This is a genomic window from Microcoleus sp. B4-C1 (assembly GCF_036705285.1).
Classification (GTDB): Bacteria; Cyanobacteriota; Cyanobacteriia; order Cyanobacteriales; family Microcoleaceae; genus Microcoleus.
The window spans coordinates 52993-65362 of record NZ_JAUBUC010000035.1 but is presented as its reverse complement, the minus strand read 5'-3'; the positions used below and the strand labels follow the sequence as shown (position 1 = coordinate 65362).

Genomic DNA, 12370 nt, shown 5'->3' with positions numbered 1-12370 from the left:
TATTAATTACCTCACTAAATTTCTACCTTTCTTTATGTATCTTAACATAGTTTTGTTTTTTTTCGCCGACCTACTTACAACAGCGTCCTGAGATTTGTTGGCAACTACATTGAACACTCGCGGTGCGTTGTACTCGCGCTTGACTTGAACTTTGTAGAAGCTCATGATTCCGCCCCCAGTTTCATCGCCCGCAATTGAGCCAATACTTCAGCTTGGGCTTTTTGTTCGGCTTGAAAAACGGCCAGCGCCCGTGCAGCCCCACGGTTTTGAGCCGCGTTGATTTCGGCTGTATTCAAATCGGAGTCGCGTTGTTGCGCGGCTTGGTTTTCGGAAGCAATTTGAGCCAGAAGCTGCTGCACATTTTGATTCAAAGATGCCGAAGTAGAAGTCGCATTTTGGTTCAATTCCGCAATTCGCCGATCGAGTGCAGGCGTGTATTCGGAGATTGTTAATGCTCCACTGGGTGCGGAAGAGGTCGCGGTCGGTGCAGCTTCTACAAGTTTCCGCAGTTCACTCAGTTTTCCTGCATTCAATAATTTGCAAGCTTTGAGAGCAAGCTCAGAGTATTGAGTAGCCCGCGCAGCGCCACGGCGTAAGGTTGCGATATCGAGGCCGTAGATGCTCTGAAGTTTAGAAATCGATTGTTGCAGTCCTGCTTTGCTCAGCTTCAGTAGCCCTTGAATTTGCACCGCAGAGTACCAAATTTCCTCATCCTCTGGCTCCTCTGGCGAATCAAAACTATCGATTGGTTCGGATTCAACGTCAATCACCGTCTCGGTTTCGGGTTCCATAGTTCAACTTGTCTTAGAAACGACTTTTATCGATAGAAACGATTTCTATCGATATGTGACACTATAGCACAATAGCACAATAATGTAATAGCACAGTAGTCATCACAGACAAAAATGTTTATAGCCATGTGACAATAAGGAGGAAAAAACTGAGACTTAGCCTGTGCCTGAATCTGAAACCCCTGTATTCATTAGAAGTCGCGTCCCTGAGTCGGTGAGAGCGCGTTTCAAGGCAGCGTGCGCTTTACAGAGTCGGGATATGTCTGAAGTATTGGAAGAGCTGATAATGCAGTGGCTGAAGGAGCATGAACCCGCTTCGTTACCAGCCCCCACAAAGCCCCCTGCTACGGCTAAAACCAAAGCCAAGCGTAAGGGAAGCGCCAAGGATGCTAGTTAATGTCTAGCTAGTGTCTAGTGGTCAAAAGACAAATCAAAAGCGCCTCCAGCAGTTTACCTTCGGCGCTCTTGAGTTATTGTTTTTGTATCAAGTCAACCCTAACTCTGTGAAATCTTTGCCAAGAACCAGAGCTAGGAATATACCTTTCAATGTCTAACAAACAGTGAAAGCTACACTCATTGTGCCACACTCTAAAAAAAATACAAGCAAATCTGTAAAAAATTCCAATAATTCCCTATCCCCCTCGAACGCAGATATTGCAACAGCCCAATCCGCCTCAATTCTAGCAGTATCCCCCCCTCAAAAGCCAGAAAATTTGGAGCTAGGGGGAGTTCTATGTAGCATCGGCGAAAAATTCCTCACCCCCGACCACGAAGCCCACATCTCAGGTAGAGACTTACTCAATGATTGGGCCCGCGCCTGCGGCCACAGTGCCAGCATCGCCCAAGCTTCGCTTTATTTGGGGTATTCGGTCAAATCAGCGGGCATCCTATTCATAGGGAAAAACGGGCAGGTACAATTCCGGCCTGATATCCGGGAGCCGAAGCGAGGCAAAAAGGAACCCCCGAAATACCTTTCCCCAAAGGGAGAATTTGACGCTCTCCTCCCCCCATCTCCCGACAACCCGCTCTACTGGGAGATTGAAGCCCTAAAGCGAGAAGCTTTTTATATCAATGATGTGCCTTATATTCTCCTTACTGAGGGAGTATTTAAAGCCCTTGCCGGGTGCTCAAATGGCATCCCCACAATTTCCTTGCTGGGAGTAGAGCAAGGCCTGACAGGCAAAGCCCGCGACCCCGAAAATCAGCGATTTCTAGTACCCGCGCTGAGAAAGCTCGCAGAGGCCGGATTTGGCTTTATCATTGCCTTCGACGCTGATGCCATTAGCAACCCGAACATCTGGAGAGCAGAAGGAAAACTAGCCAAACAATTAGCCAAATTCGGTGTACCAGTCCGCACCGTGACAGGCTTTTGGGATGCAGGCCCGAACGGAGAATTTAAAGGCATGGATGATTTTATTCAGCACAAAGGAATTGAGGAATTCAGAAGGATTCTTGGTAAAGCAAAGCTGTTTGGCGACGAAAAAGAAGGGGATAAGCCTACCCAGAAAAAACCTCCTACCCCCCGCGAAACAGCAGCGCAAATAGCCGAAGAATACGGGCATCACTGGAAATTTGACAATGAACAAAAAGCTTGGCGAATATGGACTGGCAAGGAATGGGAGAAAATCGAAATAGGCAATTTTGAAAGTCTACTAATGACCGTAATTGATGCCAAAAATATTCCTTACAGCGGGGACGCCTACTTAACTGACGTACTCAAACTTTTAACCAAAAGGCTGAGGGTTGCTCGCTGGCAAACTTGGGACAGGAAGCGTTACATCAATTTCAATAATTACGTGCTCGATGCTAGCAGGTTTACACGCTTAGACCACTTGCCGGGTATGGGGTTTACTTCACACCTTCCTTATGAATACAAGCCTCTCACGGGCAGTACAAGCAGCGATGTGTTGGAGACGTTAAAACTAAACTGCCCGAAGGTTTACCGATGGATGAATACGGCAATGCAGGGCAACCGCAAGAAAATTCTCAAACTGTTGGCAATCATCAACGGATTGCTTAAGTTTCGATTTTTTGACTTGCAGATGCTCGTTCACTTAATCGGTAAGCCGGGGAGCGGAAAGGGTACATTTATTCGACTACTTCAAAAAATAGTAGGTCGAGAGAATTGGAAAGGATGCAAACTCAAAAATATGGATGACGGCTCAACAATTGCCAGTATTATCGACAAGCAATTGGTAGCCTGTCCAGATGAGCGCACTGCTTTGGGTGTAGATGCGATATTGTCCTTGACGGGTGGCGATGCAGTCAGTTACCGGGAAGTGTATAAACCAGCCTCTGATGCTTTTTTCTACGGTTTACTAATCATTGGAAGTAACAACCCGATTTTCGTAGGCGATACAACTGGTTTAGACCGCCGTCTGTGTCTTATTCACTTCGACAATCCCTTACCAACGGTGTTGCGAAACTCAAACATTGAAGCGGAGATGGATGAAGAAATCTCTCAACTCATTGCCGTGGCTCTTAGCCTTTCTGACAGCACAGTTACCAAGTGCATTCAAGGGGTAGGCAAAAATCAGATTGCAGAATTCAAGCTCGAAGAATGGGACATGAAGCTGCAAACCAACAGCGTTGCAGCTCACTTTGATGATTGCTTGATTGTAGACCCGACTGCCTCGACACCTACGGGCAAGATTTACGAACATTACAAGAATTGGTGCGACTCCAACCTCAAAGCAGTTTCTCATATCAAGTATCCAAAGATGCTCTCGGAGCTCTGCAACGATTACCTTGAACTCACTGGAGTCAAGTGGCAGCGTTCCCGTGGTCGCAGTTGGATTGAAGGACTAAGACTTCGCACCGAAGGGGAAACATCGCCCACTCATTCTGATGTACTTTCGGCACTTATCCCTCAAGATTCTCCTACCAATGATGCGGGGTTTGATGCGGGGTTTGACGGGGTTACGACGGGGTTACGACGGGGTTCAGAATCCTTGCCAGACGGGAATTACAGCCATTTGCGGGGTTTAGACTCTTTAAACATTCCAAATAAAACCGAAACTTCTGCATCACACGAGGAAAGCCACAAGACGAACCAGGAAACAGAAACAGTGGAAATAGAAAAAGTAGGTTTGAACCCCGTCAACCCCGTCAAAATACCAGAACCCTTACCAGTAGAAGATTTAAACCCCGCAACAAACCCCGCACAAACCCCGCACAAACTCCGTCAAACCCCGCACTCTGAACTCAACGAAGATGAACTCAACCTGCTGGACATGATTCGGATAGCAACGGCAGAACCCGACCCCGAATCTGCACGACGGGCAGCGGCAGACATTCTGCCAATCCTTAAAGATGTCTGTACCAGGGGAGCTGCCAACCGCGAGAAAGTTTGGGCCGCTTTGACCGATTCGGAGCAAGCAATATTCTCGGAACTGACGGCGAAGCCGATGGCCGCTCGCGACAATCCGCAAGAACCAAACCCCCTCCAACCCGTGCCAGAGCCAGAAATTATCGCCCCCGCCGATGCCGAAATATTGCGAGAAATTGCGACAGTTTGGTGGGATGAATACTTCCCGGAACAGTTACAAACCCTGATTACACAGATGTTTGGCTGGGGTGCGCCGGGGACTAAATACGACGCCACCACCATAAACGCTTGGCTAGTGACTGAGGACGCAATTGTGCGCGATCGGATAGGCGAATTGTGGCAACTAAAACACGGCGAAGGCTTGATAGATTCCCTTGACTGTGGCTTTTAGGTGAACTCCCCACACCCGTCGTTACCCAAATACTTGAGTTACCCCATGAAAACTTTTCTCGAATTCCATCGCACTTACCTGTTTGCAAGCAAAACCTTGATCCAATTGGCAACCGACCGCCTCACAAACAATCGTGCGTATCAAATCTCGCAAGCAAAACTGGCGATCGCAATCGCTAACCAAAAACTCGAAAAATTAGAATCTCCCGTGTCTGTGTTTAGAACTCTTTCTGAGTACGAGACGGAATTGCCCAACGTGGGGGAGTTGCGGGAGGAATTAACGGTCTTAAATCGGAGATTGGTGGCCGCCTGTCGAGTTCCCGATATTCTGCCGTCCAAGCGCGATAAACGACGGGCGATTGAGCAAGTTAAGGATGTAGTAGAGGGCGTGGTTTTGAATCTCAATCCTGAATCAGTGATCAAGTGGAACCCGCAATTATCGTTGCTGGAAAAGCACTTGCTCTCACGATTTCCGTACCTGTCGGAACAGGAAAATCTCGTGGTAGAGGGCGTTATTTTTGGGATGGGTAGTACCTGGTACAATGTCACGTTCTCTGGGGAGTATGACACTTTAATGGAGCCGATCATCCAGCGTGTTGGCGGGGGTATCGTAACTCGAAACTCTTACGGGGTTCTGGTACTTAATTCCCCTTCCGTAATGTTTGTGGATATCGACATCGAGGGGGAGGACATGAGTTGCCGATCGCGATTCGGCGGGGATATCAAATCGGCTGTGAATTTGATTGAAGCATTCACCAAGTATTCGGGGCTGGCTTTTCAGGTTTATAAAACGAAAAACGGGCTTAGGTTGCTTGAATTGTCCCGGACTTGGGATGCGCGGGGAAAAGATGCGGCGTTCGTTTTTGACAAACTTGACGCCGACCCATTGTTTGCTCAACTGTGCAAAACGCAAGGTACTTTCCGGGCGAGACTGGAGCCTAAGCCTTGGCGCGTGCGATCGAACTCCATTAATGCTGTCGCGTGGAATTTGGGGGTACTTGGACAACCGTCAAAAATTCCTTTGCAAGTACGCAAAATCCAGCAATATCACGATGGCGCGTGTTGCACCTCGATGTCGCCAAAAAGTGTCCTAGCTTAACCCACAACCCACCGCCGATGTTCTGGCGGTTGTCGGCGAGGCAGAACTTGCCCGGTTCAAGCGGAGTGCCGATCGTTGCCCCGTTTTTTTATTTCTTCGTGCTGACACGGAATGAACCAGGCGATCGGCTTGATGCGGTAACTTGATCGCCGGCCAGCAGACTTATCTGTTCGCCACTCGCACCGTCGATCGAAGCCGCCACCAAAAAAATTAGCTGATTTTTTGTGTGCCCTAAAGTCAGGCGTTTGCAGTATAAAGTCAGGCGTTTGCAGTACAAAATCAGGCGTTTGCAGTACAAAATCAGGCGTTTGCAGTACAAAATCAGGTAAATGCAGGTATTTGTAGGGGCTGCATTTTACCTGCATTTACCTGAAAATATCCTGCAAACGCCTGCAATTTCCTGCCAAATTACTGCCTTTTTGTGCTGTTCGTGCCTTTGCTTGTTGAGGCTGGTTTTGGCTGTTCTCTCTCGGTAGCAAGCAATGGTTTTGCGATCGCAAACCCTGATTTTTATTTTTTAAAAACAATGCACCCTCTTAAGTGCTAATGTTATAAGCTATCTACGCCACTAACAAGTCTACAAATTTACTCCTAATGACTGCCATTATCAATCATTAGGGAGTTCAAAAACCTTCAAGGTATTGTACCTCCAGTGGCAGCCAGTTCCGATAAAATAGGTTGATACAGCGAACTAGAAAACGGTTGAAAGCGCCTCCCCCTCTGAACAGCCAAGTGACAAAGTAATCGGAACGCTTGCGGTGCCGGCGACAAATTGACTTGCTCAACCACAATTTGTACCCTTTCAGGGTCTTGGTACAGCCTCAAAAAATCAGAGTCCACCAAATACTTAGGACAATTGCCAACTCGACAGCCATCGACTGTTGATAGCGATAAAATGCGGTGGCGAATATAGTCATTTTCAATATGCTCAATTTCAACTGCTCGCAACAAATCGCCAGGCTGTAATCTGTCAATTAGATTTAAGGCTTTTTGAGGTAAATGTTGCAATTCGCGGGCAAAGAAATGGAAGTGGGATCGCCCATCCTCATCCACTTCGGGAGGGGGAAAAACTTCCAACTGATCCGTTACCCGCTGTCCGCCACTACGAGATAGTAAAAACATGGAGTCATTCTCAGATTGGGAGAGATTTAACCAGCGCAAAAAATCTGGATAATCGGGGCGAGAGGGGCGCAGCAGCCGATTGGAAAAAACCGAAAATAATTCGGGTGATTCGTACACTTTGTCCCAGTCTGGAAACGACCACAAAGGTTTAAAACCACATTGCCGTTGTGCTACTATTGCCCCAGCCGTGTAAGCGAATTGGTAGCTATTTCCATCGCTCGTCAGCCGACCGATAGGGAACCAAGCGTGACTTGGTAGTTCGTTCCAAGCAACAAATAAAGTATTCAACTGAGTTCCTCCAGCAGTAAAAGCAGCCGACGCTGGTTAATTTCTAATATCTGTTGAGCAAAAGCAATTGCCGCTTCTGAAATACGTTCCCTTGGAATTCGGTCAAATAGACCTAGCGTATCAGCAGCCGACACTGCCTCCAGGCGTTCTTGCCACACTCTAGCTGCCTGGGGGTGCCGTTGTGCTGCTGCTTGAAAGACATCAAGAGGAGACAAGGCTTTTTTGTCCCCCACAAGAGCATAGAACGCAGACCTGCATTTAGCTGCATAGGCAGCCACAGCACTGTTGTTGAGCCGTTCGACCCGCTTGGAGTCTAGCAATTCTCTACCGAGGCTGGATGCGTGGTCGTAGGTAGGAGCAAGATGCGCTATCACCTGGCGCGTTTTCGTAGCTCTTACTTCGACAAATCCCCAGTTTTCGTGGTGGCGATCTGTGTTGCCAATCCAAGCATCTAACATTAGGTATCCAACAAAGGTGTCCCCTGCCGTAGCGATACCGTCTGGCGGCGTCCAGTTGAGGGGCTGTTCCACTGCGCTGTTGCTGATGGTGTCGAACACGATATCGAGGGTGTGTTGCGACACGTTAAAGGCTTGAAATCGGGGATAGTCTGGCACTATGGGAGCTAAAATATCGTTGCCGGGGATCAGAGTACCTGCCGAGGGCACGAAGGATGGAGAAACAGTGCCGAAAGCGCTGTTCCAGATTGCCAGTTCAATAGTGGCGCTGGGCAATCCGAGCAATCCGCACAGTTCTGATGCTATCTTTTCTGCCCAAGCTTCGCCTGTATTGGGGCGAGATTGTTTGTACAGGCACCGACCTAGTTCTGGGTGGTAAAACCAAAACTTGGGCTTGGTTCCCATCGCCTCGGTATCGGAGGCGGCGTCTGTTGGAACAGCGATGATGGGAAATGGTGTTGTTGGCACTTGTCCGCTCGATTCCGTTTTGAAAAACTTACCCAAACCTACCCTAGTCTCGACTTTCGCTGCACATAAAGCTTTCGCGAAAATTGCGGTGCATCCGGCTATCGCCGTTACTCCCTAAAAAATTAAGTCGCGAGCGTGGTCAGGGGGTAAATTTTTATCTGACTTTCAAGCTCTCTAGGACAATAACAGTTTAGCCGATTGCAAAGCGCGGGCCCGACAATAATATTTCACTCCACTGTTAAGGCTGACATAACGGCTACTGCTACTGCGCTGCCAATTTCCTCACACTTGTGAAATTTGATTTTTAATTCAATTTAGATACTGTAACTTGACTATTAAGTCAATTCACTTGTTGTTAAAAACGCTAAAAATTAGCTAATTTTTGTGTGTCCTAAAGTCAGGCATTTGCAGTATAAAGTCAGGCGTTTGCAGTACAAAATCAGGTATTTGCAGGTATTTGCAGGGACTGCACTCTACCTGTATTTACTTGAAAATATCCTGCAAATGCCTGAGTTTGTCGGTCAAACTGCTGCTTTTTTGTGCTGTTCGTGTCTTGACCTGTTGGGACTGGTTATGGCTGTTTAGTTTTGCTAGCAAGCAATGTTTTTGTGATCACAAACCATGACTAATGCGTGCAGACATAAAAATAATGCACCCTCATCAATATTGAGCATAGTGCTTACCCGACTTTCAAGCTCGATCGGACAACAACTGTTTAGCCGATTGCAAAGCGCGAGTCCGACAACAGCAATTTATGCGACTGTCAAGGCTGACATAACGGCGACTACGCTGCCAAATTTTTCGCACTTGCTCAACTTGATTTTTTATTCAATTTAGATAACGGCTACTGTGTTGCCAATTTTTTCGCACTTGCTTAAATTGATTTTTAATTCAACTTAGGTATCGTAACTTGACTATTAAATCAATCCACTTGTTGTTAAAAACGCTAAAAAATTAGCTAATTGTTGCGTCAGCTAAAGTCAGGCATTTGCAGTATAAAGTCAGGGATTTGCAGTATAAAGTCAGGCAAGTGCAGGTATTTGCAGGAACTGCACTTTACCTGTATTTACCCGAAAATATCCTGCAAACGCCTGACTTTTTCGGTCAAATTACTGCTTTTTTGTGCTGTTCGTGTCTTGACCTGTTGAGGCTGGTTTTGGCTGTTCTCTCTCGGTAGCAAGCAATGGTTTTGTGATCACAAACCTGACTTTTACGCGCAGAAACAAAAACAATGCACCCTCATGAATGCGGTAATCCTAAGTGCAAGGCGATCGCGTCGGTGCTAGCTGTCGGACGAACGATAATCACAGCGAGCATCGACTTGATAGGGTCAATGGTGAGCCAGTGGTAGCGAATTGCAGGCTGATTCGGATATTCGAGTAAGGGCAGCGGAGTTGAGTCGCGAGTTGTAGTTTTTAAAGTCAAAATAATTCAAATCACCACAAAGGTTTGGGTTTGAATCGATCGCCGTGCAGCTATCGCCACAACTACCTAAAAACTAGGGCTGGGGTGTCAAGGGGCTTAATTTTACCCGATATCCCACTGTCCCAATCAATGCCACTGATGGATGTTAACCAAGTGTGACAAAGGGCTTGGTTTTACCCGATATTCAACTGTCCCGATTGCTCATACTGTTGTAGCGACTTTTCTGGCAACACTGGCATCAATTACCGCAACTGTCCCCATTCAACTTGGGTAGCATCGTTACGGCCTAAAACTTAGAGGCGCGTGGCGATCGCGCTCTCTCTGAAATCAAGTACAACCGTACCATCGCCCCACAATTGTCACTGCCTTCTCATTGCCTAGTTTAACAAGTTTCCCCGCTTTTCCTTTGACTACAAATTTTACTGGCTTGCCGAAGTAACGCTATTAGCATTCTGGTAGCCAAAAAATATTGAGGCACTTCGCTTTTTTGTAAAAAAGTGCGGTAGCACTGCTTTCAATATTGCAAAAAAACTGAACTACAACTCTTGCTAAAAAAATGCTACCGCTATTGTTCCGATACATTAATATGTCATAGCTGAATGGCTAATAACGAGGCGGCAATCTTTTAGGCAACCTTAACATTCTATTCGATTAGTTCTGCTTGCTCTATTGTGAAAGTACAGCTTGCTCTAAATGACACGAGTTACAAGCTTATTCCTTGAATTGGGAGTGCAGAGTTTGCTGTTGAATTGTTAAATTGATATTAAGTGTACCGGGACACGAAAAAACCTCAAATTTAACTTTTTAGGACTGAGTTTTCGTGATTTTTTTTGCATAATTTTGCATTTTTGTGAGTTTTCATGAGTAAAACCATGCAAGCTCATCTTGACTTATTAGCTGAAGTCGAGGCAGTATTTGCAGCAAAAAACTCAAATTTATGCAAATTTATGCAAATTTATGCAAGCTGGGAAACCAAGGAAAAAAGCAGGGATGAGCGATAGCAAGCAATGTTTTTGTGATCACAAACCTGACTTTTAAGTGCAGAAAGAGAAATAATGCACCCTCCTTTTACGGAAGCCTAACCGTAAGGTCGGGTTTAATACTTTCTTAAGCTTTAATGACAACTGTAACTATTTGTACTACGATTCAATCTGAATATTATACAACTATAAAAAATTAGCTTTTGCTTGCTGAAGTCGAGGCTACCGTCATTACACCCAAAAAGGATTATCCTATTGACTGCTGTCGTGAGCAATCGCCGATCGCTATAGGAAGCTTGCACAAAAAGCAGGAATGGGTGGTAGCAATAGCAATGTTCAGAGATATATTTATACTGCTAAAGAAATTAACCGCCGAATTTCTGAAACTTATGGTGCGATCGCTCCTACAACGTCCTGTCAGGCACAAGCGATCGCTGTACTCCCGAAATAACTCACGCCCTTCAACGAGCGCCGAACATTAAATTAAAGTCGCCACATCTCAATTATTCGCTATTCGCGAATGTAGAATAAAGAAAAGAAAGCGATGCCAGAGGCTGGCTGAGCCTACGAATAAAGCTATGCTCAAACCGCAAGATATCCTTGCCATACTCAAAGTCCACAGTTGGGAAAAAACAACCTGGACTTACAACACCCTCGCTCAAAGCTTAGGCATGAGTGCCTCAGAAGTTCATGGTGCGCTTTCTCGATGTGCAGCAGCAGGTCTCTATGATGGCGAAAATCGCAGGATTTTGACGCAAGCGCTACTAGAATTCGTAGTTCACGGGCTACGCTATGTATTCTATGCCCAACCCGGCCCCTTAAGTCGGGGACTGCCAACGGCGCATTCTGCTGAACCGTTGAAAAGTAAGCTGATTGCCTCACCGTCTGAGGTTTATGTCTGGCCTGACCCTCAAGGTGTCGTCAGAGGGCAGGCAATCGCGCCTCTGTACCGTTCAGTCCCCCAAGCTGCCAGTAACGATCCAAAACTTTATGCCTTGCTCAGCTTGATTGACGCTATTCGAGTTGGTCGGGTGCGGGAGCAACGTTTAGCCGCTAGCGAACTTGAAAAAAGGCTCGTCGCTCTATGAACCCGCAGATACTCATGCTGGAAATAGTTGCCAGGGTACTCTCTCAAGTACGCACTACCATGTAAGCCTTACACTCGCGAACAGCCTCAACGGAACGCAAAAACCAGATAGTCCAGCCTCAACTTTATTGCTGGCATAGTGGGTACTACACTACAAAATCGCTTCATAAATTTTAGCTACCTGCCAATTTTCTCACACTTGCTCAACTTGATTTTTAATTCAATTCTGACACCACAACTTGACTATTAAGTCAATCCACTTGTTGTTAAAAACGCTAAAAAATTAGCTAATTGTTGCGGAGCGCTAAAGTCAGGCAAGTGCAGTATAAAGTCAGGCAAGTACAGTATAAAGTCAGGCGGAAAGCAGGTATTTGCAGGGGGTGCACTTTACCTGCATTTACCTGCAAATATCCTGCAAATGCCTGAAATTTTCGGTCAAATTACTGCTTTTTTGTGCTGTTCGTGTCGTGACCTGTTGGGACTGGTTATGGCTGTTCTCAATCGGTAGCAAGCAATGTTTTTGCGATCGCAAACCCTGACTAATTCGTGTTGACAAAAAATAATGCACCTTTATGAATGGGGCATCCTAGATGTCAAGGCGCTTAATTTTTACCCGCTCTTCGGCTGTACCGATTGCTCACATTGCTCCTGTTGTTGTGGCGACTTTTGTGGAGGCGATCGACGCCGACAACTGTCACAACAGCCGATGTGGTGGCGGTTGTCGGCGCGGCAGAATTTGCCCGGTTCAAACTGCATTACTGTATTGCTCTTCAACATCTGTTAACGCCCCATCAGTTGTTCGGGGAAGTACGCTGCTATCGATCCCCAAAAATAGCGATAGCCAAATTTCCCAAATACCGCTCTCTGAGGAAAGTGTTTGTAGCTAGAGATCGTAGAGCGCCTTTCGGTATGCTGCATTCTTCCGACACCCGCTCTC

Annotated in this window: 14 protein-coding genes; 9 read left to right on the top strand and 5 right to left on the bottom strand. The window is 46.5% G+C overall.

Annotated elements, in window-relative coordinates; translation table 11 throughout:
* Window positions 1-161 precede the first annotated feature (161 nt).
* Window positions 162-791: a hypothetical protein gene (locus tag QUB26_RS15900; protein ID WP_333241780.1), complete on the bottom strand. Its 630-nt coding sequence runs from the start codon at window positions 789-791 to the stop codon at window positions 162-164.
* Window positions 792-954: 163 nt separating this feature from the next.
* Between QUB26_RS15900 and QUB26_RS15895 the strand changes: the two genes are divergently transcribed.
* The 3 genes from QUB26_RS15895 (at window position 955) to QUB26_RS15885 (ending at window position 5608) form a co-directional block, all read left to right on the top strand.
* On the top strand, window positions 955-1188 hold the full coding sequence (locus QUB26_RS15895; RefSeq protein WP_333241778.1) for a plasmid partition protein ParG: 234 nt from the start codon (window positions 955-957) through the stop codon (window positions 1186-1188).
* A gap of 163 nt (window positions 1189-1351) precedes the next feature.
* Window positions 1352-4510: a DUF3854 domain-containing protein gene (locus tag QUB26_RS15890; RefSeq protein WP_333241776.1), complete on the top strand. Its 3159-nt coding sequence runs from the start codon at window positions 1352-1354 to the stop codon at window positions 4508-4510.
* A gap of 45 nt (window positions 4511-4555) precedes the next feature.
* Window positions 4556-5608 (top strand): hypothetical protein, encoded by a 1053-nt coding sequence (locus QUB26_RS15885; protein ID WP_333241775.1) that lies wholly within the window; start codon window positions 4556-4558, stop codon window positions 5606-5608.
* Between the two features lie 56 nt (window positions 5609-5664).
* Here QUB26_RS15885 and QUB26_RS15880 read toward each other — a convergent pair whose 3' ends face one another.
* The 3 genes from QUB26_RS15880 to QUB26_RS15870 form a co-directional block, all read right to left on the bottom strand.
* Window positions 5665-5973 (bottom strand): hypothetical protein, encoded by a 309-nt coding sequence (locus QUB26_RS15880; RefSeq protein WP_333241773.1) that lies wholly within the window; start codon window positions 5971-5973, stop codon window positions 5665-5667.
* A gap of 268 nt (window positions 5974-6241) precedes the next feature.
* On the bottom strand, window positions 6242-7018 hold the full coding sequence (locus QUB26_RS15875) for a DNA-binding protein (RefSeq protein ID WP_333241772.1): 777 nt from the start codon (window positions 7016-7018) through the stop codon (window positions 6242-6244).
* Window positions 7015-7941 carry a hypothetical protein gene (locus QUB26_RS15870; protein ID WP_333241770.1) on the bottom strand — a complete coding sequence of 309 codons (927 nt, stop codon included), beginning with the start codon at window positions 7939-7941 and terminating at the stop codon, window positions 7015-7017. The genes QUB26_RS15875 and QUB26_RS15870 overlap by 4 nt, the downstream gene beginning before the upstream one ends.
* A 384-nt stretch (window positions 7942-8325) precedes the next feature.
* On the opposite strand from QUB26_RS15870, the gene QUB26_RS15865 reads away from it, so the two are divergent.
* Window positions 8326-8526 (top strand): hypothetical protein, encoded by a 201-nt coding sequence (locus tag QUB26_RS15865; protein WP_333302660.1) that lies wholly within the window; start codon window positions 8326-8328, stop codon window positions 8524-8526.
* Between the two features lie 403 nt (window positions 8527-8929).
* Window positions 8930-9118 (top strand): hypothetical protein, encoded by a 189-nt coding sequence (locus tag QUB26_RS15860; protein ID WP_333241845.1) that lies wholly within the window; start codon window positions 8930-8932, stop codon window positions 9116-9118.
* 62 nt (window positions 9119-9180) lie between these two features.
* Here the strand turns inward: QUB26_RS15860 and QUB26_RS15855 are convergent, their stop codons facing one another.
* Window positions 9181-9366: a hypothetical protein gene (locus tag QUB26_RS15855; RefSeq protein WP_333241843.1), complete on the bottom strand. Its 186-nt coding sequence runs from the start codon at window positions 9364-9366 to the stop codon at window positions 9181-9183.
* 860 nt (window positions 9367-10226) lie between these two features.
* Between QUB26_RS15855 and QUB26_RS15850 the strand changes: the two genes are divergently transcribed.
* From QUB26_RS15850 to QUB26_RS15835, 4 genes are all read left to right on the top strand, one after another.
* Window positions 10227-10367 (top strand): hypothetical protein, encoded by a 141-nt coding sequence (locus QUB26_RS15850; protein ID WP_333292942.1) that lies wholly within the window; start codon window positions 10227-10229, stop codon window positions 10365-10367.
* 182 nt (window positions 10368-10549) lie between these two features.
* A complete protein-coding gene (locus QUB26_RS15845; protein WP_333302667.1) occupies window positions 10550-10828 on the top strand; it encodes a hypothetical protein in 279 nt (92 codons plus the stop codon).
* A 96-nt stretch (window positions 10829-10924) separates the two neighbouring features.
* Complete coding sequence (locus QUB26_RS15840; RefSeq protein ID WP_333241839.1) at window positions 10925-11434, top strand: hypothetical protein; 510 nt, start codon at window positions 10925-10927, stop codon at window positions 11432-11434.
* A 589-nt stretch (window positions 11435-12023) separates the two neighbouring features.
* Complete coding sequence (locus QUB26_RS15835; RefSeq protein WP_333241836.1) at window positions 12024-12320, top strand: hypothetical protein; 297 nt, start codon at window positions 12024-12026, stop codon at window positions 12318-12320.
* The last annotated feature ends 50 nt before the right edge of the window (window positions 12321-12370 follow it).

What these genes read in the sequence shown, in the direction of transcription:
- QUB26_RS15900 (WP_333241780.1), bottom strand. Translation starts at nt 791, where the DNA reads ATGGAACCCGAAACCGAGACGGTGATTGACGTTGAATCCGAACCAATC.
- QUB26_RS15885 (WP_333241775.1), top strand. Translation starts at nt 4,556, where the DNA reads ATGAAAACTTTTCTCGAATTCCATCGCACTTACCTGTTTGCAAGCAAA.
- QUB26_RS15880 (WP_333241773.1), bottom strand. Translation starts at nt 5,973, where the DNA reads ATGCAGGTAAAATGCAGCCCCTACAAATACCTGCATTTACCTGATTTT.
- QUB26_RS15850 (WP_333292942.1), top strand. Translation starts at nt 10,227, where the DNA reads ATGAGTAAAACCATGCAAGCTCATCTTGACTTATTAGCTGAAGTCGAG.
- QUB26_RS15840 (WP_333241839.1), top strand. Translation starts at nt 10,925, where the DNA reads ATGCTCAAACCGCAAGATATCCTTGCCATACTCAAAGTCCACAGTTGG.
- QUB26_RS15835 (WP_333241836.1), top strand. Translation starts at nt 12,024, where the DNA reads ATGTCAAGGCGCTTAATTTTTACCCGCTCTTCGGCTGTACCGATTGCT.